Genomic DNA, 26283 nt, shown 5'->3' on the forward strand with positions numbered 1-26283 from the left:
ACTCGTAGGTTGCGCGTTCTGGAGTGTCATATGAGTCATATTGCTAATTTTGTCCTACCGCGAATGTTGACTATTTATGAGGTCGCTGGAATCTACTCCGAACTTGTGTTGGTTATTTCTCAAACCGATGCACTTCACTTACATGGTACCGAGGTAGAAGAACTTGATGGGGCAGGGCTTCAGCTAATTCTTTGGTCTCGCCTTGAGTGTCAGAAGGCCAATAAGGGGTGGTCTATCGTTAGTTCTAGTAAAGAGCTGAGCCAAAGTCTGAGTTTACTGAGTCACTCTCTAAAAAATGACATCCATCTGGAGGATGCATGATCCCTGGAATGGAGCAAGCATTGGCTGTTTTCATTAACGAATCTAAAGAGCTTCTGGAAGAGATGGAAAGCTGCCTGCTCAGCATAGAGGAATCTGGTTCGGGGTTTGACAGCGAGATAGTGAACTCTATCTTCAGGGCAATCCACACTATCAAAGGTAGTGCTGGCATTTTTGGGTTTGATGAGATTGTAAAACTCACTCATATCACCGAGACAGTATTGGAACAGGTTCGAAATGGTGATATCCAATTAGACAACGAGCTAATCTCTCTTCTTTATCATAGTCACGATCTCGCAGAGGAGTTGGTTCTCCTTGCCGCGCAAGAGAAAAAGCCGGAACAAGCTATCTCAGACAGAATTGAACACGTTACGCAACAGTTTATGGCTTATCAGACGGAAGTCGCTGCTGAACCAGTGAGCAGTGATGCATCTAACCTTGAACCCAGGCAAGGTAGCTCTAAAACGAGTTTGTGGCACATCACTTTTAAACCAAAGAAAAATGTTTTTCGCGATGGGTTAGACCCGCTTTCATTCATTCGTTATCTCACCAAAATTGGAACGATAGAGCTTCTTGAAACTGATGAACGTGCACTTGTTTTCGAGAACGAGTTTGACCCTGAACTTTGTTATCTCTCATTCGAAATATCTTTTCTCACGTCCAGTTGTAAAGAAGAAATTCTGGACGTATTTGACTTTATTCATACGGATGCGGATATCACCCTCATTCCTCCGGAGCTGGTGGTATCAGAATACATTAGTCGTATTCAGCAATCACCGAGCGATTCAAGCATGCTTGAAGAAGTGCTTGTTAAAACTGGCACGTTGACAAAAGAAGAGCGCGATGAAGCACTTGAGACTGAGTTGGACTCAATCATGGGGCCAATCGAGGCAACAAATTGGAGCATACAACAACATAAGACACTCAGAATCGAAGCTCAGAAGTTGGATCGCTTAATCGATCAGGTAGGGGAGATGGTGATCAATGGAGCAAGAACGAGCTTGCTGGCCCATGAAACAGGTAACGAGCAGCTGATTGAAGCAATGGGGCATTTGGAAAGGCTCGTAGAGAATGTTCGGGATAGCTCACTTAAATTGAGAATGGTTCAAATCGGGGGAATCTTTAGCAAATTCAAGCGTGTCGTACGCGACGTTGCTGAGGACATGGGTAAAAAAGTACGTCTGGAAATCAGGGGTAGTGATACTGAGTTGGACAAAACCTTTGTTGAAAAAATTAGCGACCCTTTGACGCACATTATTCGAAATTCTATCGATCATGGTATCGAACTGCCGGAAGTTCGTATCAACAAAGGCAAACATGAGGTCGGTAATATTGTTTTGAGCGCCTACCATGAGTCGGGCTCTATCGTGATTGAAATACGTGATGATGGTAAAGGCATTGATATCAATAAAGTTCGTGAAATCGCCATCGATAAAGGACTCATAGCGGAAACAGCGCATGTTAACAATAAGGAGCTGTTCTCGTTGATTTTCGAGCCGGGCTTTTCAACCTCTGAACTGGTCACCAACATATCTGGCCGTGGTGTTGGAATGGATGTGGTGAAGAGAAATGTTGATGCTCTGCGCGGAACCGTTGAGATAGATAGTGAAGTTGATAAAGGTGCCAGAATACTCATCCGGTTACCGCTAACCTTGTCGATAATTGATGGATTTATGTTCGAAGTTTTTGATGCTAACTACGTTATTCCGTTAGATACGATAGTGGAGTGTATGGAGTTGCATGAGTTGGTTGATGCGGAACGACTGAGGGACAAAAACTGCTTAAGCCTGAGAGGGGAGGTTTTGCCTTTTGTTCGGCTTCGTTCACTGTTTGGTATCGATGAAAGGGCCTCGCATGAAAGCGAATCTCTGCTCATTGTTCAGTTTGGTAATCTGAGGGCGGGATTGGTGGTCGACGCTTTACGAGGAGAGTTTCAGACCGTTGTAAAACCACTAGGACGTCTGTTCGAGGGAGCTCGGTGCATAAGTGGGGCAACGATTCTGGGAAGTGGTGCGGTTGCAATCATTTTGGACGTGTCAACGCTGATTGAATCAGCAATCTCTGGCCATGAAAAAGCGGAAGCTGACAAGTACTTATAGGGAGAAGAGTGATGCTTAGAGGCTTAACAATTCGTAATAAGATCATTGTCGCCATGTGCATGATGGCGTTGCTGCTACTTATGATTGCGGTATCTGTACAGGTAAAAAATGGCAGTATCGAGCAGTATGCAGTCGGTGTTGGAGAGGAGGACATTCCAGAGGCAATTCTTTCATTGAGTATGTTAGATGAGTTGGGTGATATGAATTCCAATGTGTTGGAGTTCATAACTGGCGAATCGGATGAGAAGGATGACTTTAGGGCGAACTATACAGAGTTTGTAACCTTTTTTGAGCGATTGAAACAGCTAGGAAGTCTCGACCCAGTGATTATCAGGCAGATAGAAGAGCTTTCAACTCGCTACTACAATGACTCTCAAAACCTTGTATTCAACAGTTTCGATCCAGAGCGGGAGCAGATAGCCGTCGATAAATATAATCATTTGCTCAATGAGTTCGCGGTACCGCTGGAGCAACTGCTAGATACGTTAAAAGCAGAAGAAGTGGCAGATGCAGGAACCAGCGGAGATTTCAATGAAGTGGTCAATGATGATCTGCCTGGCGTTCGTTACTATCTCGAACTTATTGATGAGGAAGGGGACATGATGGCCTCCCTTAACGCTTATATGCGGGGAGAGATAGGAGCCATCAACGCTTTTGAAAAAGATGCCCGAACTTTTGCTGGTTTCTTAGCGGATATTAAAGCGATAGAGCGAAGGCCTGAAGAAATCAAAAACCTAAGTGAAGTAGAGAGAATGTATGTTGAAATCTACAACGGTGGCAAAGAGATCTTTGAAATCTACAATCCCAGAGACAAGATTCATGCTGCGATAGAGATTGATAAGCTGGAGCACGATATATTCAAAAAAATAGAGGAAATACTGGATAAGATAAGTGCTGATGCCATTGCTCAGGGGCGTCAGTCACTGAACACGTTGATAAATGAAGCAAGCGACAGTATCTCGTTAGTTTGGGGTATGCTCATCGTTGCAATTTTTCTTGCGTTCGCTATCGCACTGTTTTTGATACGGGGTATTGTCGTTCCTATCAATGCTCTGGCCGATGCCGCTGAAGATCTGCGCTCGGGCGAAGGTGACCTCACACGGCGCATTCCTGATTTTGGCTCCGATGAAATTGGTGAAACAGCCCGTAGTTTTAATGGCTTTATCGAACGGTTGCAAAATATCTTGCTGGATATTCAGGAGTCGGTTGAGTCTATTTCGCACAGTACAAATGAAGTGAGTGTGACGTCCAGAATGCTCAGTTCTACCTCCAATCAGCTCGCTGCCAGTGTAGAAGAAACCAGTGCGTCGCTGGACCAAATGAGCTCATCTATCTCAATGAATACCGAGAACTCAAAAATGACCAATGACATTGCAACTCAATCCAGCGTTGAGGCTAATGATGGTGGTAAGGCAGTAAAAGATACGGTCACAGCTATGTCGGAAATAGCAGAGAAGATTGGAATTATCGAAGACATTGCTTACAAAACGAATTTGCTTGCGTTGAATGCTGCGATAGAGGCAGCAAGAGCTGGCGAGCATGGGAAGGGTTTTGCAGTAGTTGCTGATGAGGTGCGAAAGTTGGCTGAACGCAGTCAGTTTGCGGCTCAGGAGATTGGTAGCCTGGCGGATAGCAGTGTGCGAATAGCTCAACATGCAGGAGACATGCTGGACAGAATGGTTCCGAATATCGGGAAGACGGCCGATCTTGTTCAAGAGATCACAGCAGCATCTACAGAGCAGAGTACAAGTGTTGCGGAAATTAACCGCACCGTAAGTCAATTGGACGAAATTGCCCAGCAGAACGCATCTGCATCAGAAGAGCTCGCTTCTACGGCAAAAATGGTTCAGGACCAAACGATAGAAATAAGAAATACGGTCAATTTCTTCAAACTAACTAATGACAGGCGACGAATAAAACCGCGTTATTTCACTGGTATGGATGATACTGCAGTAAGTGTGACGGCGGCACCTGAAGATGGTTATGTTCCGTTCGATCGATAAGCAGAGGAGTCAGTGATGTCTGAACACCTGCAGAATGAACAAGATGCCACTACAGAAAAGTATCTGGTCTTTGAGGTTGGTCGCAAGCCATTCTCTCTACCCATTTCTATAGTGCGTGAGGTGATGGAGTACACGGAGGTAGACCCAATACCAACTGCTCCCGCTTTTGTGGTCGGTGCTATCAATCTGCGGGGGAATGTTATTCCAGTGCTATCACTCGCATTACGGTTTGGAGAAGAGCAGAGTGTGGTATCCAACAGAACCTGCATTGTCATAGTAGAAGTCTTACGAAGTGGTGAGAGTCTGGTAATTGGGCTGTTGGTCGACTTGGTGACAAAAGTATTGGAGCTGGATTTGGACCGAGTTGACGATGTGCCTTCATTAGGAGGGCAACTTGAAAACCGCTTTATAAAGGGATTAGCGAAGACGGAAAACCAACTGTTATCCATTTTACAAGTTGATGAACTGCTGACAATAAGAGACATGGACTTACCAGTGGAGGAATCAAATGGGACTGATTCAGAGCGGAAGTGAGAGTGAGAGAGATTTCGTCACTAAGCAGGGATTTAATCGATTTCTGCTTGTAGATATCGGTAGTGAACTATTCGGTATTCCTGTTAGTTCGGTCCGGGAGGTTATCGAGTATACAAATACTACATCGGTACCAATGTGTGCAGGTATCATTCAGGGAGTGATTAATGTACGCGGAAGTGTTGTTCCCGTGATCAACGCAGCCAAAAGACTCAAACTCAATAATGATTTAGAGCATGATCGTTATAGTTGCGTTGTTCTTTACGAGACACAACTGGAACATTTAGGCGAGTTTATGATGCTCGGTGTTTTAGTTAGACGCGTTTGTTCGATTGAGTCTGTTCCGTTTTCCGAGCTTTCGACACCACCTGCCTTTGGAACCGATATACCGCGTCAGTTTATATGGCAAATGACCCAGTTCGACAATTGCTTGTGCTCCCTGCTTGATATGAAAGCATTTTTAAATGTAAGAGAGATAAATAACACTATCAAAGAGAGCCAGAAGCACTACTTCATCAACTATAATCGGTGACGCGATGAGATTATCCGATGAAGATTTTAGGGGGATCAACAAACTGCTTGAACGCAATACGGGTATTGTATTAGCAAGCCGAAAAAGAGATTTGGCGTTCAATCGTCTGATTTCTAGAATCAGGACGCTTGGTTGCAGGTCGTTTCGTGAATACCTGACTATCGTAGGTTCGGTTGAGGGAGAGGCAGAGTTATCTATTTTTGTCGATAGGTTAACGACTCACGAGACATATTTTTTTCGCGAAACTGAGCAGTTTGACGTGCTACACGAGCTCCTTTTGACTAACCGTAAACATCGTTTTCCTATTAAAGCTTGGAGTGCGGCTTGTTCCAGTGGTGAAGAGGCGTATAGCCTCGCGATGGTTCTTGATGACCTGCTTTGCGCTGGAAACTGGGGACTCACCGGTACCGATGTGTCGGAAACATCGATTTCATTGGCCAGAGAAGCGCACTATGCTATTGCGACAGCAAATAAAATTCCAAAAGCGTATCGAATAAGTTATTGCCTGAAAGGGGTTGGTGAAAATAGTGGGGGGTTCATTATCTCTAAGTCAATTCGCAAATATTGCCAGTTTTATGTGGATAACCTGCTAGATTTAAAAGTAGTAATGACCAAGTTCGACATAGTCTTTTTAAGGAACGTGTTGATCTATTTTAATGATATTAAACAGCAACAAATTATAGAAAACGTTGTTGCTCGCCTTAAGAACGGTGGGTTGCTTTTTCTTGGTCATTCGGAAGCTTTGCGTAACAAAAGGCCGGATTTGGAGATGGTGGCACCTTGTGTTTATAAGAAGGTCACTTAATGAAAATAAAAGTCTTTGTGATAGATGATTCTGCAGTGATGCGACAATTTATGTCTAATGCTATCAGCCGTGACGGTGAAGTTATGCTATCTGGCTCCGCTCCTGACCCGATTATCGCTTATCGAAAAATGAAGACGAAGTGGCCCGATGTCATTTTGTTGGATATAGAGATGCCAAAGATGGATGGTATAACTTTTCTTAAGCAAATCATGAGTGAAAGGCCAACGCCAGTAGTGATTTGTTCAACACATACGGAAAAGGGAGCTGCGTTGAGTTTAGAGGCTCTCTCATCTGGCGCGGTAGAAGTAGTAAATAAACCCAAATCTAACTTGTCGGGCTACCTTAGTGGAGAAGGTGGTAGAGAGATTCTCGAAGCGTTAAAAGCGGCTGGGCGAGCTAAGGTAAAGCCTCTAAAGTATCTCGCAGAAAAGTCCTATCGAAAAAAAATGTCTCCTGATACCGTTTTGGAACCGATGATGGGCGATGTCAATGTCGTTACTGACCATATAATTGTGATAGGAGCTTCAACAGGGGGCACCGAAGCGATATTCAATCTTCTGGCCAATATGCCACCTAATAGTCCTCCGATAGCTATTGTCCAGCATATGCCCGTTTCATTTACAGGTGCTTTTGCTCAGCGCTTGGCTTTGAGTACCCGACACAAAGTGGTGGAAGCGAAAAGTGGGACCAGAATGGAGCAAGGGACTGTTTATGTCGCCCCTGGTGGAAAGCACATGCTAATAAAGAGGCATAGTAAGGAATATTATCTTGATATCAAAGATGGTCCTCTTGTCAGTAGGCATAAACCTTCTGTCGATGTGTTGTTCAGGAGCGCGGCTCAAAATGCAGGTCCAAATGCGATTGGTTTGATATTAACTGGTATGGGTGACGATGGCGCGCTGGGAATGCTGGAAATGCGGCAAGCCGGGGCGATGACATTTGCAGAGAGTGAAAGCAGTTGTGTGGTTTTTGGTATGCCGAAAGAGGCCATAGCAAAGGGTGGAGTTGAAAAGGTTTACTCGTTGACGAGCCTGCCTTATCAGATTCAGAAATATCTGGAGTTTCGATGAAAAACATAAGTGCACAAATTACAGCAATGAAAGTAGCGTTCGTCTTAATCGATGAAAAATGTGAAATTTTGGGTATTTCTGAGGAGGCAAAATCAATATTTGGTGGAGATGTTGGGCACTCTCTTTTTTGTATGCCGGATCTGGAGTTTGTTAACGAACGCTTCGAGAGCATTGGTCTTTATGATCAACTTACGGAAGCTATAGCGGAGACGGGGTATGGCTTGTTTGAAGTTGGCATTACTTCAGAAAGCAGAACCATCAGCTGGTATAGAGTTAAGCTAATTCCTTATCGTGAAAACTTTATTCTTTATCTAGAGGATATTAATGAGTTAATTGGTACCCGACGTTTAAATGTGCAGCTTTCAGAGAGGGACCCTCATACAGGTCTGCTTTATCGAGAGGCTTTTTTAAAGGAGATTAAAGAGGCGGATCTCAACGGAATAGTCTGCTGTGTTCGAATATGTAATTACCAACGAATTAATGAGATATGGGGAACTGCAGTAGCCAATATCGTTTATATGGAGATGTTAGCGAGAGTTCAGCTTGAGTGGAGCTATGCCATTTGTGCCAAACACTCTATTGATAGCTTTTATGTCTTCGTTGACTATAGTCAGGACCTTGACCTGGAGTTGTTATATGCCAAGTTGAATGAGCCGTTTGAGTTCAATAAGCATCATTTCTACAGCAATGTAGCGCTGGGATACTATTGTGAAAGAGATGGTGATGAGCTTGAAAAAAGTTTGAACAAAGCAGAAATTGCGATTTTTGATGTTTTAGATAACCGAAACCGGTTAGTTGAGTATCAGGAAGAGTATGCTATTCAGGTTGAGTATCAGAATAAGTTGGAAAATGCTTTTCGTCATGCAATCGCAGCGGACCTCATCGATAAAGAGTTCCATGTATGCATTCAACCTATTCATGATGAGGTAACTGGCAAAGTTGCTGGTGGTGAATGCCTGATGCGCTGGATGCTTAATGGTGAACCCGTTTCACCTGTTGAGTTTATTCCTATCGCTGAACGTCTGGGTGAGATAACCGCCCTTACAAAGTTAAGTCTTAAGACCATAGCAGATGTAATCCAAAAACTTCGCGGACTTGGTGCGGATGTGGCGAGGTATATATTTGCGATAAATATTAGTGTAGTGGAAATTCTGGACGTCGATTTTGTCGAGAAGCTAACTCAATATATTGATGATTATGGTATTCAGCCGGAACAGATCAAAGTCGAACTAACAGAGTCGGCATTTGTCGATAACTTCACATATGTAAACATGGTGTTGTCGCAGCTTCAGCTTCGAGGTTTTAAGGTTTCAATTGATGATTTTGGTACCGGTTTTTCGAGTATGAGCTACCTGTGTAGACTCAGCTTTGATGAGATAAAAATCGACCGTTCGTTTGTATCTGGTGTTATTACTAATAAAAGAAAGCAAACGGTGTTTAATGCGTTAGTGTCCTTGTCTCAGAATCTGGGCAAAGCAATCGTTGCGGAGGGCGTTGAAGAACACAGTCAGTTGGTGTACGCCAAAGCCAAAGGAGTGCAATACATCCAAGGGTACTATTATAGTAAACCGCTCATGCCTGATGAGTTCTTGAATTATTTATTGCATGATCAGAACCTGACATAAAACATGGTGCATAAATAAAGCGGGCTCCTGTATGGAGCCCGCTTAGTATTATTGAAGCGTTTTACCTTTGTATTCCCCCGTCAGAGAAACAAGGAACTGCTTAATCGCATCTATCTCATGATCGGTGAGCTCAACGCCAGACTGATATATCGCCATATCTGATATCGCTTGCTCTAGAGTTTCTGCATGCCCGTCGTGGAAGTATGGCTGGGTCAGAGCTACATTTCGCAGTGTTGGTACTTTAAAGCGATGCTTATCCGATTCTATTCCTGTCACATTGTAACGACCAAGATCTTCTTTGGTGACGTTACCTCGCTCTCCAAAATAATCCGCCTTAAGACCCATAACTTCGAACGATTCACCGCCTAAGATTTGACCAGAGTGACAGCTATCGCAGTTGTATTGTTGAAATAACTGGTAGCCCTCTTTTTCAACCTTGGAAATAGCAGATTCATCACCCTTCAGGTATTGGTCGAATCGACTGTTTGGCGTAACCAGTGTTTTTTCAAATTCTGCAATAGCATCAGTAATGGTTTCACCACTGATTTCTCCTGCATAGGCGGTATTGAATTGAGCAACCAGCGCTTCATCTTCCAATAGTTTAGCGATGACTTGTTCCCAATTTTTTGAGCCCATCTCTATAGGGTTAAACGGAGGGCCACCTGCTTGTTCTTGTAGATCGGCAGCACGTCCATCCCAGAACTGTAATTTGTTAAAGGCTGCGTTATAAACCGTTGGTGCGTTGATACCACCGACTTGTTTATGGATACCAACGGATGTTTTTAACCGATCTACACCACCTGTGCTCAGGCTATGACAAGATGCACAAGAAACGGTATTGTCACCTGATAAGCGCGTATCATGGAACAATTGCTCACCCAATTTCGCCTTGTTTTCATCGACAGAAAAATAGGTGTGGATAGGCTGAACTGAAGCGAGTTTTCTCTCTTCATTCACCGGAGAGCCGTAGTTTTGCTTTAAGCGCTTCTCTTTAATCCAGTCTAGTAGAACTTGCTCTTCGTCATCTGACAGGCCAGAAGCCCAGTGCATCATACGAAAGTTAGTCATAGGCATTGAACCTTCGTGTACAACTCGCTCTAGTTTGTTTAATGCAGTACCCGATACAGACTCAAAGTTTTCGACGCTGTGGTATACAGAAGACAAGTCAAAATGTGCCAGGCCCTTTTGCACGTCTTTTTGAATCATATCTTTTGCAACAGGCAACGACGCATAGAATGGCAGTGGCGCATCGTTTGTATGGCAGTAACCACAACCATTCTTTGCAAGAACTTTCATCGCCTGAAAATCTAGTGAGGACTTATCGTTTAAAGTAAAGTTTTCAAGGCGATCATTAGCCGCACTTGTGTCCTGAAATTTAACTATATATACACTGACTAAATAGGCAAAAAAGCCAATTGCTGCTGTACCAATTATTGTTTGTTTTATCTTCATTGATTACCCCCAGAAAAATTGTGGGGAAGATATTTGATATGCAATAAATAACATAATGAAAAAAAGGAATGAATTTAATCGATATTTTGAAATACTTGTTCGGACACGAATTTATTTTTAATAAAAACAAATATTTAGATTGTCCGGTTGGTTTTGTTGGGTAAATTTAGTACGATTTTATCTGGCAAATAGTTGATTAAAATCAACAGGTTACATTAATTGGATAATTGTGTTATCGGCGGTAAAAATGGATTGGCTTGATCAATGTTTTCAAGGTTATTGAGTGAGCTTAATAACCTTCATATACAAAAAAGGAAGCTATTCAAAATAATAGCTTCCTTATGTATTTATCAGGCAAGGCGTTTTTTACAAACGGTTAAACCTTTTTATGACCAACGCCTCTGTTATTTTTGATGGCGAGATTTGGAGCCCTGTTTATTATTTGAACCTTTTCTCTGACGATTTGCCGAAGGCTTATTACTGGGATTATTATTCCCTGTTGATTTATTCCCAGAGCTACTACTTCTGCTTTTGTTACCAGTGCCACCGCTCTTGCCTTTTGGCTTAGGTGTTCCATGAGAAAACTGTTCTTTCGTGTGCTTGGTAGCAAATCGATTCGCTCCATGCCTTCCTGACTTTCTTCTCTGGGCTGGAGTTTTTGATTCTTTATCTTCCTCTGGTATCAGGCACCCTGGTTTATCACCGATCAGGTATTTTTTCCCCATGTTAATCAGTGCTTCCCTGATAAGAGGCCAGTTTGCAGGATCATGGTAACGCAGCAAGGCTTTATGAAGGCGACGTTGACGTTCTCCTTTAGCCACAGGCACTTCTTCTCTTTTCTTGTACTTAACACGTTTCAGCGGGTTAGTTTCAGAGTAGTACATCGCTGTCGCGTTACACATTGGGCTCGGGTAGAAGTTCTGTACCTGATCACACTCAAAGTTGTTTGCTTTCAGCCATAGGGCCAGATTCAGCATATCTTCGTCTTCTGCACCCGGATGAGCTGAAATAAAGTAAGGGATTAAATACTGCTTTTTACCTGCTTCCTGGCTGTATTTCTGGAACATCTCCTTAAACCGATCATAAGTGTCCATACCCGGTTTCATCATTTTGTCCAGAGGCCCTTTTTCTGTGTGTTCCGGGGCTATCTTCAAATACCCGCCAACATGATGAGTAACCAGTTCTCTGACATATTCCGGTGATTCAACGGCTAAATCATATCGAACCCCTGATGCAATCATGATCTTTTTAATACCAGGTACTTTTCGCGCAGCACGATAGAGATCGATGGTATGTTTGTGGTCGGTATTCAGCTTGTTACAAATACCCGGGAAAATACAAGATGGATGACGACAGTTGCGTTCTGCTTTTGGATCGGAACATCCCAGACGATACATGTTCGCTGTTGGTCCTCCGAGATCGGAGATAGTGCCAGTGAAACCAGGGACTTTATCCCGGATATCTTCCAGTTCATTAAGAATCGACTCTTGGGAGCGGTTTTGAATAATTCTGCCTTCATGCTCAGTGATCGAACAGAATGAGCAACCACCAAAGCACCCACGCATAATATTGATCGACGTTTTGATCATGTCGTAAGCAGGAATTTTGGCTTTACCATACATAGGATGGGGCACACGTGCATATGGCAGGCCAAATACGTAATCCATCTCTTCCGTTGTCAGAGGAATTGGAGCCTGATTTACCCACAGTTCACGGTTACCGTGTTTTTGGATCAGAGCACGACCAGAGTAGGGGTTGGTTTCCAGGTGCATAACGCGAGCTGCATGCGCATAGAGAATTCTGTCGTTATTCAGTTTCTCGAATGGAGGTAACCTGACTGCTGAACGAGCGGCATCGTGTCTCGATGGACGCACAATAATAGGCTTCGCTTCCTCTTTTTTACTATCGCACTCAGGTTCTGTCTGATACGGATTTACCGGTACGAAGGCTTTGCCCGGCTTTTCAATTCGCGATGAGTCTACGATTTTGAAGTCTTCCGGAGCTTCTGCCAGATTGATTGCGGTACCTCGAATGTTTTTCATATCGGCGATAGATTCACCATCTGCCAATCTATGAGCAACTTCAACTAAAGCACGTTCTGCGTTTCCAAATAGCAATATGTCTGCTTTGGCGTCGAATAGAACAGAACGGCGAACTTTGTCTGACCAGTAATCATAGTGAGCCAATCTTCGTAGGCTGGATTCGATACCACCCAGAATGATAGGTGTCTCTTTATAAGCTTCGCGACAGCGTTGAGAGTAAACCAGTGTGGCCCGGTCCGGTCGTTTTCCGCCTTCATTGTTCGGAGTGTAAGCATCGTCATGGCGAAGCTTTCTATCCGCAGTATATCGGTTGATCATCGAGTCCATGTTACCCGCAGTAATACCGAAAAACAGGTTCGGTTTACCGAGCTTCATAAAAGCGTCTTTATTATTCCACTCAGGCTGAGCAATGATACCTACACGAAAGCCCTGAGCTTCAAGTAAGCGACCGATAATAGCCATACCAAAGCTTGGATGGTCAACATAGGCGTCTCCGGTGACGATAATAATGTCACAACTGTCCCAGCCCAGCGCATTCATCTCTTTACGACTGGTTGGCAGGAATTTCGCAGTGCCAAAACATTCTGCCCAGTATTTTTTGTGTTCGAAAATCTTTTCTACATTCATATGATTAACTGTGTTCAACATTGCTTCGGGGCATATGCGGGACATTTTTGTTGTACTTCTTATTAAGCATGTCCGATTGGCCTTGGGTATGATTGCTTACCCAGTCCGAATAAAATAGGGCGAGAGTTTACCATGTTCTCTTTGATGAACGTTAACTTCTGTTGCAGGAAATAATGCGGTAAGGCCAAACTCGTTTGCGATAAACTATCATCCGTTTCTTTAAGTCTTTGAGGAAAGTCAGTTTTACGATCTTCATTTATTTGTGCGTGTTGTTAATCACGTCTATTCTCATAAGTGCCTAATCAAAAAGAGGAACATGGAATGCAAAGAATCACCCGTGAAGAACACGCTCATATATTGTCTGCGCACCTAAGCCATGCATTGAACTGTTATAAAATTGACTGCTATGGCAACCACCTCTCAGAGCTAGAAGGTTATTCAGTTCGGGGCAGAGAGGCGATCAACCTATACCTTGTTAAGAAGTTTGGTTGGACTCTTCATGAGTGTCGTGTTCTCTCATATCGAGATGTTTTAGTTCTGCTTGGGCCTGAGCTAATAAAATTTTCCCCGAGTCAAGATGCTGACTTTCAATACCTGCCTCCGAGTGGGGAAGAGTTGATGAATTTTTAAGCGACTCTATTGTCGTTCTGACGTTGTACAGAACCGCGCGCTTATCCATCTCTTTCAAGCTCTCAGGAAGTGCCTGGGAGCTTTCTCTTTTAAAAGTATGTTATTATCTGCCGTCGTTTTCTCTGAGCCTTAAGTTTTAGCATGCTGAACAACTTCTTATCCTTGGTCCCACCTATGTTGTTGGGAACACAACTTATCCTGACTCTGGTTCTTATCAAGGGTGAAATTTGTCCCGGACAAAGGGGGCGTGTTCACAAACTGTTTCCTGCGTTGGGTGTTTTATGGTTGGCGAGTGCAACTTTGGGTGTTGCTGCGATGGTGGTTGCCGCTCCGATATTTTATTTCTATTCTCAGGTACAGACAAAAAAAACGCGCGAGAAAGGACCATTGTGGGCTCTCCATTTGGGCAACCTGTTAGCCGCAGCGTTCGTTGGTCACAAAATAGTGGGGCTGAGCTATCTGTCTGCACAAGCAGCGGGCCTGTTGTTGGTAGTTGTGCTTGGTGCACTGTTTGCGCAGCTTAACCTTAAAATTGCGCGTTCCCGACTCGATGCATTTCAAAAGATACTGCCTATATCTGGTGTGGTCGGCGTGATAATGCTGGTCATTATGGTTGCGCTACAAAGCTTTCATTTAGAGGAAGTGGCTTTGCAATCTATGGCTACCCAGTTGTTTGCTGGTATTGCCCTGATGATTGCAGGAACGGTTATCTGGTGCTGGCATTTGATAAAATCATCGGTAGCGGGAAAGCTTCAGCTCTCTATTGCCGGGGTGCTGATGGTGCTCGCATGCATAGGGGTACAACCTTTGTTTTTGCTTTAAATCGTCGTAAAGGTCACTATTTTCTTGCTAAATCCTGACTACGCTTATAGATGAGTTTTGGTCGCAAGAGGAGCCTTTGCTATGGATTTAAGCGATGTAACCAACCTGGACAGTTCTATCCTTTTAGGGATAGTGAACGAAAAATTACGCCACGAGTGCAACAGTTTTGAAGATTTAGTCAGCATGTATGAAATGGATGTTGAAAACCTTATCTGTAAACTGGACGGATTAGGATATCAATACGATCCGTTAACTAATCAATTTAAATCTTACGACCGCTAAAAATAACAACTCTCCGCTCTTTCGAAGCGGAGAGTCTCTTTCCTTCGTTTTTCCAGAAGTATCCTATACTTTGAACAATAACAACTCGATTATTCTAACTCCGTATTACTTAAGGGGAATTGATGCGTTTACGCTCAGTTTTTAAGTGGTTACTGACATTTGTTTGTTTGGCTGAAAGTGTTTCTGCAAGTGAGCTGAACGCAGACGTCAGACAAACAATTGAGTTCCTGATAAAGAACGAGCTAAAGCAATCAACGCTTTCTACAGAGCAGCAATATCATGAGTTGCTTTGGTTCGCGCGAGCATCAAAACCATACAAGGGAATGACGATACATGTTGTTTCTGAAGACATACCTACACACCGATATGAGTCGAACGTTCTTGCAAAAGCCTTTAGTCAAATAACGGGGATTAAAGTGATACATGAAATCACTCAGGAGGATGATGTTGTAAAAAAAATGAGTGTGCAGATGGAGACGGACATCAACATTTACGATGCTTACGTCAACGATGTTGATTTCATCGGAACACATTCACGGTTTAAAAAGGCCAGATCTTTGTCTTCCTTAATGGAGGGCGACTGGCAGGCTATCACTTTGCCGACACTGGACATTGAGGACTTTATTGGTATTGATTTCGCGACGGGTATGGATGGTTCTCTCTATCAACTCCCTACTCAACAGTTTGCTAACCTCTATTGGTATCGTCACGACTGGTTTAGCCGAAATGATCTTCAGATCAAGTTTCGTGATCTCTATGGTTACGAACTTGGCGTTCCACAGAATTGGGCAGCGTACGAAGATATCGCGGAGTTCTTTACACACTTTGTCAAAGAGATAGATGGAAAAAGAGTGTGGGGTCATATGGATTATGGCAAGTATGAACCTTCGTTGGGCTGGCGGATTTCAGATTCCTGGCTTAGCCTGGCGGGCGTTAATGATATCCCAGACTTGAATACACCTTATCGTTCGCAGGATTTGGTTGGAGATTGGGGAATTCGAGTCAAAAACTGTCATCCGGTCGGATCTTCAGTAAAGCGGGGAGGGGCACTGGATAGCCCCGCAGCCATTTACGCTGTAGAGAAGTATGTAAACTGGCTCCACGACTTTGCTCCACCAGAAGCGAAGGATCTTACTTTTTCTACCGCGTCCGATTATTTAGCAAAGGGTAATGTTGCACAGCAAGTCTTTTGGTACACCGCGTTTATTCCTTCTATGTACACGAACAAACTAACGGACGGTAATGGCTTGCCACTTTGGCGTGTGGCTCCGTCTCCCAGAGGACGTTATTGGAAAGAGGGGATGAAGTCTGGCTATCAGGATATTAGTGGCTGGACGATATTAAACTCCACTCCGGATAACAGAGCGGCGGCTGCATGGCTTTATGCTCAATTTGTCGTGTCTAAAAGTGTTTCGATGCAGAAGTTTCTCGCTGGGGTCACACCAATTCGGCAGAGCGATTTGCAGTCGGCCTATCTAAACGACAACAAGGAAAAGTGGGGAGGTTTATTGGAGTTTTATCAGAGTGAAGCCAGAAACCACTGGACTCCAACTGGGTTAAGTGTTCCGGATTACGCCGCTCTTTCGAGCGCATGGTGGCAGTATATCGGTCCGGCAGTGAGTAAAGATAAAACTGTCAGTCAAAGCATGGAAGCGTTGGCGAACGAAATGGATCGCCGAATGTTTGTATTAGCGAAAAACAGTGATATTGAATGCAGCCCTAAAATCGGTGAGAAGGATAATACTTATCGACACCTGTCGGATGAGAGCTCGCCCTGGGCGGCACGTCTGGCTGAGGAAAGTGCGGTAACTTTAACTTATAAAGAGGCGCTTGAAGTATGGCAAAAATAGCGCTCCTTATGGTCGTTCTTCTTTTCTCTCGGATCAGCTTCGCTGAGGTCAATGTTTTTGTTTACGACTATCCACCGCTCGTTGTGATGAAAAATAACCAGCCGGTATCAGGGTTATCTTATGAGCTGGTTGATCAGTTGTTTGTGGCGGCAGAAATTCCATTGTCTTATAGCTATCAGCCACTGCGAAGAGCTCTATACAGTACGGAAAGAAATAAAAATACGTGTGCTTTCCCAGTAGAGCGTAATCAAAGTCGCGAAGCGAGTTACAGATGGATTGGCCCTGTCGCTATAAACCGCTTTGCTTTATTTAGTTCACCAGAAAACAAGATAGACTTGCTAACACTTGAGCAGGCAAAGCAGTATCCAATATCTGGCTTTGCTGGAACAGGCATTGTGGAGTACTTAAAGGTTAATGGGTTTGATGTGTTTGAAACCAAAAAAATCGAGCATGGACTTCAGATGTTAATTCATAACAGAGTAAAGCTTTGGGTTTCTGACACACATACGGCTGCGGCATTAGCAAAGAAGTATAAAATAGAACGTTTGGAGCCGAGTTTAACGTTCTTTACAGCCATTAATTTTATGGCCTGTAACTTAGATATGCCTGATGAAACTTACAATAGTTTGTCAGAAACCCTGAGTGCAATGTATCAAAACGGAGCAGCCCAGAATATTTTGAAAACTCATCTGATAAACCAGTAACAGAAGGCTAGCTGTTGCTACTGTTCAGTTATGTTACAACGTTTTTATTCCATCAAGATGATGTTTAGACTGATGTTTCGCGGTGCTGAAAAATGCTTGCAGATATCTCTTATCAGATTCAGCACTTCTTGTTGCAGCAAACAGCCTTCGCCATAATCCAGTACCCAGCGGTTTGCTCGTGATTAAACCTTGTCGTGAGAACTCATTGATCGCCCAGTTTGGAAGGGCAGATACGCCTAACCCAGCGGAAACCATTTGCACCAACATTAAGGTATTGTCCGCCTGTTTCCACCGTTCGGGTTCGATCCCCGATGGCTGCAGAAAGTGGTTATAGACATCCAACCGATTTTTCTTCACCGGATAAGAGAGCATGGTTTGCGTGGCAAGATCGTCTGGTGTGATGATATCTCTGTCCGCCAGCTCATGAGTTGTCGATGTGATGAGCCGCATTTCGAAGTCAAACAGAGGTTCGTAATGGATATCAGACCGAGGAACAATGTCGGACGTAATCACCAGGTCCAATTCTCCTGCTTGCAGAGCAGGAATAGGCTCAAAACCGAACCCTGAAGAAAAGTCCAATGTGACACTTGGCCAACTCAATTGATACTCTTTGAGCGCAGGCATTAACCATTGATAGCAAGAATGGCAGTCGATCGCCATATGTAACCGACCATTGGCATCTTCCTTCACATTAACCAACTTACCTTCCGCTATGGCTATTTTTGGGAGTATTTCGTCAGCGAGCTTCAGCAGTATTTCACCCTGCGCGGTAAACTTTACAGGGCGGGTTTTCCTCAGAAACAGTTGTCCACCAATCCTTTGTTCCAGCTCTTTTAGCTGGTGGGAAAGTGCTGACTGAGTTAAATGAAGCGATGTCGCAGTCGCAGTTAACGATCCGGTTTCTCTTAGAGATGCGATGGTTCTTAGGTGTTTAAGTTCTATCATTAGCTGACTTCATGAAAATTATAATCCATTACAATTATTCACAAACTAGCCAATGTTACCGCTGTTGTAAATGTTGAAAACAAATAAAAAAAGGCGCTCACCTTTATATCGATAAAAAGTGAGCGCCTGTTTCCGATTTTTAGTTTAGTGGAGGGTTATTTCCAGTCAGATAACTTGAACGTTAATGTGTGATTTTCGTTCTTGAGTTCTAGTGTATCCTTGGTTAAAGACATATCACTCCAATCGCTCAGAACCATTGAGAATGTTTTCTCAATTTCCATGGAATCTTCCATACACATCTTCTGAGTCATACCCATTTGCTTGATTCTGAATTGATTATCAACCAATTCACCCTGGCCAAAGAAGTTGTTACAACCGGCATTACCATTTGTCGTCATTTTCTCGCCAATTTCCAGATTAGCCGCGGCCAGGTTACCTTGTGTTTTCAGATCATTACCGTCAATTTGTACCAGATTCCAGTTGTGGTGTTGAAGATCGGCTTCGGTAATCACAGTATTATTTCCATTACTCTGGCAAGCTGTCATAAGAAGGGGAAGCGTAACTACGGCAAGTAGTTTTTTCATATGTTGCATTCTTTTATTGCTCCAACATTGGCGAATATGATGTTACCAGTATAGGTTAATTGGTCGTGTTTATGTCAGAGAAAAGTGAGTGTAATGAGATATTTGTGTTTAATCTGATGTTGTGAACTACTATTAGTTTAATAACTGATTTGAAATGAATAACCGAGAGGACGGTTTTTTGGAGCAATTAGAATTCTTTAATGTTCCCAGCCCATGTATCGGAGTTTGCAGCCTTGATGATAAAGGCTATTGCAAGGGGTGTATGCGCAAAAGAGAAGAGCGCTTTAACTGGTTAACCATGACTCCGGCTCAGCAAAAGCATGTGATAAAACTTTGCAGGCAGAGATATCGACGAAAGATGCAGAAAGGTAACAGCGGAAAACCTTCTCCGGATACCCATCCAGACAGTCCACAATCGGATTTATTTGAGTGAGATTGGTAAAGAATCTTTTGGATATTAGTTTAAAAGTACCAGGCCACTAAATTTTGACCTGAAAACCCCTTAAATTGTATGAGCTTGAACCGCCAGGTTGTCAGTTTTATTTACACAAAAATATATTAATAATGTATTGATTTAGAAGGATTATTCTTGCATCAATATGCAATGTGTGAGATTGAGTCCATCATTACTGTCAGTATTTTTTACAAGGTTTAAAACTGCAACTTAATTATTATCTTTCTTTGAGAAAACTTCTTTAATTATATTTAAATTATTCAATGAGATAGATGTTCGAAGATATTAAAGGCTCGATTCTTGCAAGTTATTCCTATTAGGATGAAAAATGGCTCTAAAGTTTATCGTTCATTTGCAAAAAGTGATATTTGTGAACAATGCTTTAGTTTGTCCCGTGAGCATGGACAGCATTTGAGATAAGAATGATGAAAAAGACGATTTGGATTGGAGTTACCCTTGCGGCTTTGTTTGCTAACAGTGTGTTAGCTGGAAGTTGTACAGGTTCGCGAGACTACAGTGATGCTGATACGGATTATGGTATTGCCTGTCACCAAACCGATAGGTGGCAAGGCTTGGGCGATGGCTGGCCAGACAACCGGTTGGGTGATTCTAGCTATAGCACGGGTCAAACGCCAAGCAGTTGGACTGCGGAAAGCGAAAGCGCTACAGGAACTGTTGGGCATGATGACGGTACGGACGATGGTGTGATGTGGCGTACATCAAGCGATCCAAATAACTTTTCTGGTGCTTTTGGAACCACAGCAAGCCTTACTCAGGGTGACTATGTTCAGTTTCAATTTATGTTTAGCCGTTCCGTTGATGGAAACCATAAATTTGATGAGTTATCAGCCTGGTTAGACTGGAATGGAGATAATAGTTGGGACAACTTACAGGGTAGTAACGAACTGGTTTCAAACCTTCGCTGGTACAAATATCAAGATGACGACGATATTGATATTGCTGATCAAAATAATTGTAGTCTCGCGGGCTTAACCTGGAACAACGATACGCAAAGGTGTAATAGCTCCGATGATTTCAGACTCTACACTAACTATGTGCAAATTCCATTAGATGCTGTGGTAGGGGATACTTGGCTACGTGCACGTGTAACCTGTGAAAACTCATTGACTCACACTAGCACTGGTTGGATTATGAACCCTTATGGCTATTTGCATCAGGGTGAAGTTGAAGATTATATGATAAGTATCGCAGCTAAGCCTGACGATCCTGTTGATGTTCCAGAACCTTCTGGTTTGTTGATTATGTCTCCGGCATTGCTCCTGTTGGCTATTCGCAGACGTAAGCATAGTTAAATCATTCATACTAAATTAAGAAAGCCGCTGAATTCAGCGGCTTTTTCTATGCTTTGAAAAAGGCTACAGACTCTCAGCCAGTAATCGATACTTGTTGTCTTCAGGGAAGAATTTTAGTTTGTTTAGCATCGACTCTGCTTCAGACTTTTTGTCTAACTTATGTAGAGTGTAGGCTAGATGATAGAGCACTTCTGGATCGGATGAGTTCATACTATATGCCTGACGTAGTTGTTCCAGACCTTGTTGAGCTTCTCCGGATTTCACTAATGCCCATCCAGCAGTATCAATAAAAGCGGGAGTTTGGGGGTAGAGTTTTACGGCCTGTTGCGACATCTGTACCGCTTGTTCGAGGTAGCCATCATTGATGTATATCACCGCCAGATTATTCATTGCCAGGGCGAGTTCATTTCGTGGCACTCGCTTTGTTAATAATATTTGATAGTGATATTTAGCTTGTTCGTTATTACCCATCCACATTAAGTGATCGGCCAATTTAGCACGATAAAAAGATTTGTCCGGGTATTTACTCACTATGTTTTCTGCGATTTTTGCAAAATTTTCGGGGTAACCTTCATGCCGGGATAACTTTCTTAAGTTCATGAAAGCAATAACATTGGTCTCTTCCTTCGCCAAAACATTTGAATAATACTTGAAAGCCAGATCGATATTGCCTTTTGCCTGTTCAAGTTCTCCTTTCAACAAGGTGATTCGAACCGGGTCATGTTGTTTCTCTTCCATCTGAGCGATAAAAGAGTAAGCTTCAATCAACTTGTTTTGTTTGATGTTATTTTTGACGATAGAAGATAACACCAGTTCGTTATTTTGTGCCAACGAATGGGCTTTCATCAAAGATTTGTTAGCGTCACCATATAGGCTTAATTGTGTTTGTAGTTGGCTCAATTTGTATAGGTTTCTTGCATCATCAAGCCACCAGGAGTAGAGCTTGTCACATTGAGCTTTTGCTGCATCTGTTCGACCCAACTCTGTGAGTGCACGGGCTCTTGTAAACATGGCGTCTAAATCAACAGGATCTTCTTTAATGATCTGATTTGCTGTTTCAAGGCTCAACTCGAACTCTCTATATTGAAAGTAAATAAGGGAGAGTTTATGCAGGGACTGAATTTGATAATCAGGATTATTAGTGAGCCTTTGCAAGCTCTGCACAGAAGATTGTATCTGACCAAGGCTGTACTCCACTTCAGCAAGGGAGAGTCGGTAGATGCCATCTTCAGGGTACGCTTTTGCAAGTTTTGCCAGCTCTTTTTTGGCTTCTTCTTTCTGATCTTTATTGAACAGCAGGCGAGCGTATTCTAATTGAACCTCTGGCATATTAGGGTGAGCTTGATATAGCTCGGTTAGCCCTTGTTCTGCATCATCAATTAATCTTAGCCCTATCTGCGCTTTGATTTTTAGCAACTGATACTCAACATTTTCCGAGTGGCTCTTTGCCAGTTCCGAACTCAGTTCCAGACTTTTGTCGAACACCCCCGAGTTTAGATACATTGCTGCAAGGGTATGTTTATAGTTGTCGCTCTGTTCGATATTCGACCCAGTTAGCATGTTGATAGCTTGTTCTGTCTGACCCCGATTAATTAAATCGTGAGAAGACAAAACCATAACACCAGAATCGGAACCGTATAGTTCCCTCAACTGCGTGAGTAGCTTATCGGCATCGTATCTTCGGTTATGTTTCAGATAGGCTCCGGCTAACAGCAAAGCGAAATCTTTGTGCTTGATGAGTTCATCTTCGTATCGAGAGAGAAGCTCAAGAGACTGCTGAGAACGATCCAACTTGTTGTACACATCGGCTAACAACACCACTGCCTGAATATCCATCTGCTCTTTCGCGTGACGTATATAGAGCTGAAACTTTTTACTTGCCTGTTCCCAGTTTTGCTGGCGATAGCTTGCCATAGCATCGATAAGCAATAGCTGGGGTTGAGACAGCATAAATGTTTGCTCAACCGTAGATAGTTGCTCTGATAGTACAGATAGAAGCTGATTTGCTTTTTCATCTTCATCGCTTTCAGCAAGAACAATCGCCTGTAACAGACGAGCTTGTGGATCGTAAGGGGTTAATTCGGTAAGTGTTTCAACCCACGGCTTTGCTTCTTCATACTTTTGAAGTGAAATAAGTGTATTTACAACACCATGGATAGATTGAATGCTATCGGGATCTAGTTGGTTCGCTTGTTTAAAATATAGGAGAGCCGCTGCAAGATCACCTCTTTCAAATGCCAGTGTGGCGATATATCTCGATATCTTTTCGTTGGTTGTAGCTAAAGGCTTTAATGGTTCAAGATTGCTTTCTGCCAGTTCAAGTTGTCCCGTCGAGAAATAGACAGAAATTATTCCTAATTGAACTTCAAGATTATTGGGATATTGCTTAGATAAGTCCTGATAGATTTTTAACGCATTATCATAGTCTTCGAGCCCGGTGTAAGCTTGAGCAATTGCGAATTGATATTGATATTCGGATTGTCGGCTTAGCGGGTAGCTGTTAAATAATGACAATATCTTGGTGAACTGCCCCCGATACAGCAAAACGTTAGTTAAAGGTTCGACGACTAGATTGACATCTGCCCCCATATTTAATGCTTCGGTTAACTCCAACTCTGCTTCTTTGTAGAGTTTTTTAGCAGTTAATACTTCAGCGAAGAGCAACTTCGTATGCAAGCTGTTAGGATTTTCCTGCAGTGCATTCTTTAAGTGAATAAATGCATCTTCAATCTTATCCTGATTATATGCAGTGAGTGCCTGTTCGTAATGACTGTCGTTAGCATAAGCCGCCGAGCTAATTAAGATTGAGAGAAGTATTCCAGCAGTGTTCAATTTCATCATCACATCCAATCTGATGTTGCATTTTCTTAATGCGTCCGTGCGTTATATTGTTTTAGGTTATAGGAATGTCGGTGATTTATAAATAAAAAACACCTCTAAATGACGCAGCGCCCTGTTTTTAACGATATTTTAAGAATAGCAAAGTAAAGAGTAATAATTTATTAATGGAAGCAAAATTCCTTAGCCCTTTATCTATAATGCTCCGGCACTTATCGAATGGAGTTTTATATGTTAAGGCCGTTTTCACTGCTTACTACCACTATCTTAGTTTCTTCTTTTGCCTCTGCTACTTCTAGCCCCATTCCAGAACCACCGCAGTTAAGCGCTAAAGGTTATGTTCTTATGGACTACCATACAGGTACTGTACTGGTGGAGAAAAATGCGAATGAAGCGCTAAACCCGGCAAGCCTGACAAAACTTATGACCAGCTATGTTGCAGGTAAAGAGATGGCCAACAGTAACATTGCTATGGATGATAAAGTCCGAATCAGCCAAAATGCCTGGGCCCGTAACTTTCCGGATTCATCAAAGATGTTCATAGAAGTCGGAAAAGATGTCGTCTTAGAAGATTTATACCGGGGGATGATCATTCAATCCGGTAATGATGCCAGTGTGGCTATCGCAGAGCATATTGCGGGTTCCGAGGCCTCGTTTGTTGGAATGATGAATGCTTGGGCGGACAGGTTGGGTATGAACAACAGTTCGTTTGCCAACCCTCATGGTTTAGATGCCAAAGGTTTATATAGCACGCCATATGATATGGCTTTGCTGTCGCAGGCTATTATCAGAGACCTACCGGATATTTATCCTATGTATAGTGAGTTGTCGTTTACCTATAACAACATCACTCAGGGGAACAGAAATCGCCTGCTAAGGAACAGAAGTCTTAATGTTGATGGCATGAAAACAGGTTATACCCAAGGAGCAGGCTACAGCTTAGTTAGCTCCGCCACAGAAGGTGATATGCGGTTGATTGCGGTTGTGATGGGGACGTCGAGCCCTCAGATTCGTGAGTCAGAGAGTGTGCATTTGATTCGCTATGGTTTCCGGTTCTATGAAACCTTGAACCCGCACGCTGAAGGAGAAAAAGTGGTAACGAAGAAGGTATATATGGGTGAGAGCGATGAACTTAAGCTTGGTGTATCTGATGATGTCTTCATTACCTTAAGTCGTTCTGATACCAGACATCTGAATGCGGAAGCGGTTGTTGATAACAAGATTCAGGCTCCTGTCAGCAAAGGAGATAAAATCGGTTCACTGGTATATCGGGTAGGTGACAATGAAGTACATCGGGTGCCACTGATTGCCTTGGAAGAAGTGGATCAGGGAGGTGTATTCAGACGACTGATTGATTGGGTGAAATTATTTGTTTTATCTTTTAGGTAACTACTTTGTCATTCAATAAATTATTAAAGCCAGAGAGGTTTGAACAAGCTTCTCTGGCTTTTTATATTTAATGACCTAATGCTTTAATAAAAGCTCACAAAATAAATTGTTTTACTTATTGAGGTTTATTTATATTTTTAAGTTATTAATGCGCTTCTAACTATTCACTTTATCTGTTACTAGAATCACTTATCGGGAATGAGTAATTAAAATCCGGTGAAGACGTGATGATTGCCATATATATCTGCAGGTTTGATGAGTTAATCGAGAATATTGATTCTGATCAATTAATCCAAACTCGTATCCGCGAGAATTCTACTACTTAAAAATTTGATAGAACTCGCACATTATTGGGCTGTCTGAGTATAGGAACAGTCAATCGTGCGGTAAGATGCTGCAACGACAGTGTCGTCTGGTTGTCATACCGACTATTATATGGTGATCAGATAAATGGATAGTTGAATAAAATTGTGAGTAGCAGATGAAGAAAGAAACGACAGAACAAAGGCTTGAACGTATTCATAACGCGGCTACTCGATTAGCTTCTGAGAGGAAGGTAGATTCGATATCCATTTATGACGTAGCGAAAGAAGCCGCTATTGCTGCCTCTACCGTATATCATCATTATCCGAATATTGAAGCGCTCATTGCCGAACTGATGAATGGCATCTTTGAAGATTTTGCAAAGGTATTAGACAACGCAGTTACGGCTCAAGATGTGCATCACTGGTCTGATATCAACCGTATGATAGAAACCGCCTACGTTGATTACTACCGATCATCGCCTTTGGCTCAGCATACCTTGTTGGGACAACACACGTATGCCTCTGTTCGTCATAAAGATGCTCAGAATGACTTGGTTCTGGGGCAAAGGGTAGAGGAGATTTATCGTAAGTTTTTTGTGCTGCCTGAACTGCCTAAAGATGTCAGTATTTTTGCGATTGCACTCCAGGTTGCCGATAAGGTGTACTCGATGAATTACCGCGAAAATGGTGAAATAGCACCAGAAATGGCCAGGGAAGCGGTGGTACTAACAGAGGCTTATCTAGGGACATATTTGCCTAAAAATTTACCCAAAGTTTCTGTAGAATAAATGTAACTTGAATAATTATAAAGCACCTGAATGGGTGCTTTTTTTATGCCTGAAGCATCATTAAAACGAGATATCGAAAAAGAAGGATTTAATTCAAATTGAATTGTGATTTTTGTCATGCTCTTTTTTTCTAATAATTGCACTCTGCCGATTAGTGATTCTGATTTAAGAATCGCGACACTTTTTTTCCGATACTGAATCCATCGAAATTAACAAGCAAATACTAATTAACTAAGGAATTGGTTATTTATTAAATATCCATTCCAGCGATGTAG

At 42.7% G+C, this 26283-nt stretch carries 22 protein-coding genes; 17 read left to right on the top strand and 5 right to left on the bottom strand.

The window, feature by feature from the left end; genetic code table 11:
- Positions 1-30 precede the first annotated feature (30 nt).
- From SNR28_RS16350 to SNR28_RS16385, 8 genes are read left to right on the top strand one after another with little or no spacing between them, the layout of a single operon-like run.
- A complete protein-coding gene (locus SNR28_RS16350; RefSeq protein WP_375753730.1) occupies positions 31-321 on the top strand; it encodes a hypothetical protein in 291 nt (96 codons plus the stop codon).
- Positions 318-2417: a chemotaxis protein CheA gene (locus SNR28_RS16355; protein ID WP_375753731.1), complete on the top strand. Its 2100-nt coding sequence runs from the start codon at positions 318-320 to the stop codon at positions 2415-2417. Before SNR28_RS16350 ends, SNR28_RS16355 begins: the two co-directional genes overlap by 4 nt.
- 11 nt (positions 2418-2428) lie before the next feature.
- On the top strand, positions 2429-4420 hold the full coding sequence (locus tag SNR28_RS16360; protein WP_375753732.1) for a methyl-accepting chemotaxis protein: 1992 nt from the start codon (positions 2429-2431) through the stop codon (positions 4418-4420).
- A gap of 15 nt (positions 4421-4435) precedes the next feature.
- Positions 4436-4954, top strand: coding sequence for a chemotaxis protein CheW (locus SNR28_RS16365; RefSeq protein WP_375753733.1), 519 nt, complete (start codon positions 4436-4438; stop codon positions 4952-4954).
- Positions 4929-5483, top strand: coding sequence for a chemotaxis protein CheW (locus SNR28_RS16370; RefSeq protein WP_375753734.1), 555 nt, complete (start codon positions 4929-4931; stop codon positions 5481-5483). The genes SNR28_RS16365 and SNR28_RS16370 overlap by 26 nt, the downstream gene beginning before the upstream one ends.
- A 4-nt stretch (positions 5484-5487) precedes the next feature.
- Entirely contained in the window at positions 5488-6288 is an 801-nt protein-coding gene (locus SNR28_RS16375) for a CheR family methyltransferase (protein ID WP_375753735.1), read from the top strand.
- On the top strand, positions 6288-7358 hold the full coding sequence (locus SNR28_RS16380) for a chemotaxis response regulator protein-glutamate methylesterase (RefSeq protein ID WP_375753736.1): 1071 nt from the start codon (positions 6288-6290) through the stop codon (positions 7356-7358). Before SNR28_RS16375 ends, SNR28_RS16380 begins: the two co-directional genes overlap by 1 nt.
- Positions 7355-8983 carry an EAL domain-containing protein gene (locus SNR28_RS16385; protein WP_375753737.1) on the top strand — a complete coding sequence of 543 codons (1629 nt, stop codon included), beginning with the start codon at positions 7355-7357 and terminating at the stop codon, positions 8981-8983. The genes SNR28_RS16380 and SNR28_RS16385 overlap by 4 nt, the downstream gene beginning before the upstream one ends.
- Before the next feature lie 48 nt (positions 8984-9031).
- On the opposite strand, the gene SNR28_RS16390 is transcribed toward SNR28_RS16385, so the two are convergent.
- The gene (locus SNR28_RS16390) at positions 9032-10435 is read right to left on the bottom strand and encodes a cytochrome c peroxidase (RefSeq protein WP_375753738.1); all 1404 of its coding nucleotides are present in this window, start codon (positions 10433-10435) and stop codon (positions 9032-9034) included.
- Positions 10436-10839: 404 nt separating this feature from the next.
- Positions 10840-13104 (bottom strand): YgiQ family radical SAM protein, encoded by a 2265-nt coding sequence (locus tag SNR28_RS16395; RefSeq protein WP_375753739.1) that lies wholly within the window; start codon positions 13102-13104, stop codon positions 10840-10842.
- Positions 13105-13425: 321 nt separating this feature from the next.
- On the opposite strand from SNR28_RS16395, the gene SNR28_RS16400 reads away from it, so the two are divergent.
- The 5 genes from SNR28_RS16400 (at position 13426) to SNR28_RS16420 (ending at position 17392) form a co-directional block, all read left to right on the top strand.
- Positions 13426-13734, top strand: a complete 309-nt coding sequence (locus SNR28_RS16400) for a hypothetical protein (protein WP_375753740.1) — start codon at positions 13426-13428, stop codon at positions 13732-13734.
- 174 nt (positions 13735-13908) lie between these two features.
- The gene (locus tag SNR28_RS16405; RefSeq protein ID WP_375753741.1) at positions 13909-14556 is read left to right on the top strand and encodes a hypothetical protein; all 648 of its coding nucleotides are present in this window, start codon (positions 13909-13911) and stop codon (positions 14554-14556) included.
- 81 nt (positions 14557-14637) lie between these two features.
- Positions 14638-14838, top strand: a complete 201-nt coding sequence (locus SNR28_RS16410; RefSeq protein WP_375753742.1) for a DUF4250 domain-containing protein — start codon at positions 14638-14640, stop codon at positions 14836-14838.
- A 122-nt stretch (positions 14839-14960) separates the two neighbouring features.
- Positions 14961-16688 carry an ABC transporter substrate-binding protein gene (locus SNR28_RS16415; RefSeq protein WP_375753743.1) on the top strand — a complete coding sequence of 576 codons (1728 nt, stop codon included), beginning with the start codon at positions 14961-14963 and terminating at the stop codon, positions 16686-16688.
- On the top strand, positions 16676-17392 hold the full coding sequence (locus tag SNR28_RS16420) for a substrate-binding periplasmic protein (RefSeq protein WP_375753744.1): 717 nt from the start codon (positions 16676-16678) through the stop codon (positions 17390-17392). Before SNR28_RS16415 ends, SNR28_RS16420 begins: the two co-directional genes overlap by 13 nt.
- A gap of 33 nt (positions 17393-17425) precedes the next feature.
- On the opposite strand, the gene SNR28_RS16425 is transcribed toward SNR28_RS16420, so the two are convergent.
- Positions 17426-18337, bottom strand: coding sequence for a LysR substrate-binding domain-containing protein (locus SNR28_RS16425; RefSeq protein ID WP_375753745.1), 912 nt, complete (start codon positions 18335-18337; stop codon positions 17426-17428).
- A gap of 155 nt (positions 18338-18492) precedes the next feature.
- Entirely contained in the window at positions 18493-18921 is a 429-nt protein-coding gene (locus SNR28_RS16430) for an META domain-containing protein (protein WP_375753746.1), read from the bottom strand.
- A 178-nt stretch (positions 18922-19099) separates the two neighbouring features.
- Between SNR28_RS16430 and SNR28_RS16435 the strand changes: the two genes are divergently transcribed.
- Both SNR28_RS16435 and SNR28_RS16440 read left to right on the top strand, forming a co-directional pair.
- Positions 19100-19354 (top strand): DUF1289 domain-containing protein, encoded by a 255-nt coding sequence (locus SNR28_RS16435; protein ID WP_375753747.1) that lies wholly within the window; start codon positions 19100-19102, stop codon positions 19352-19354.
- Positions 19355-19797: 443 nt separating this feature from the next.
- Positions 19798-20688, top strand: a complete 891-nt coding sequence (locus SNR28_RS16440; RefSeq protein ID WP_375753748.1) for a PEP-CTERM sorting domain-containing protein — start codon at positions 19798-19800, stop codon at positions 20686-20688.
- 63 nt (positions 20689-20751) lie between these two features.
- Here the strand turns inward: SNR28_RS16440 and SNR28_RS16445 are convergent, their stop codons facing one another.
- Positions 20752-23529, bottom strand: coding sequence for a tetratricopeptide repeat protein (locus SNR28_RS16445; protein ID WP_375753749.1), 2778 nt, complete (start codon positions 23527-23529; stop codon positions 20752-20754).
- A gap of 228 nt (positions 23530-23757) precedes the next feature.
- Here SNR28_RS16445 and SNR28_RS16450 point away from each other — a divergent pair, with 228 nt between their 5' ends.
- A complete protein-coding gene (locus SNR28_RS16450; protein ID WP_375753750.1) occupies positions 23758-24915 on the top strand; it encodes a D-alanyl-D-alanine carboxypeptidase family protein in 1158 nt (385 codons plus the stop codon).
- Positions 24916-25396: 481 nt separating this feature from the next.
- Positions 25397-26008, top strand: a complete 612-nt coding sequence (locus SNR28_RS16455) for a TetR/AcrR family transcriptional regulator (RefSeq protein ID WP_375753751.1) — start codon at positions 25397-25399, stop codon at positions 26006-26008.
- Positions 26009-26283: the final 275 nt, after the last annotated feature.

It is taken from the genome of Vibrio iocasae (assembly GCF_042245395.1).
GTDB classification, from domain to species: domain Bacteria; phylum Pseudomonadota; class Gammaproteobacteria; order Enterobacterales; family Vibrionaceae; genus Vibrio; species Vibrio iocasae.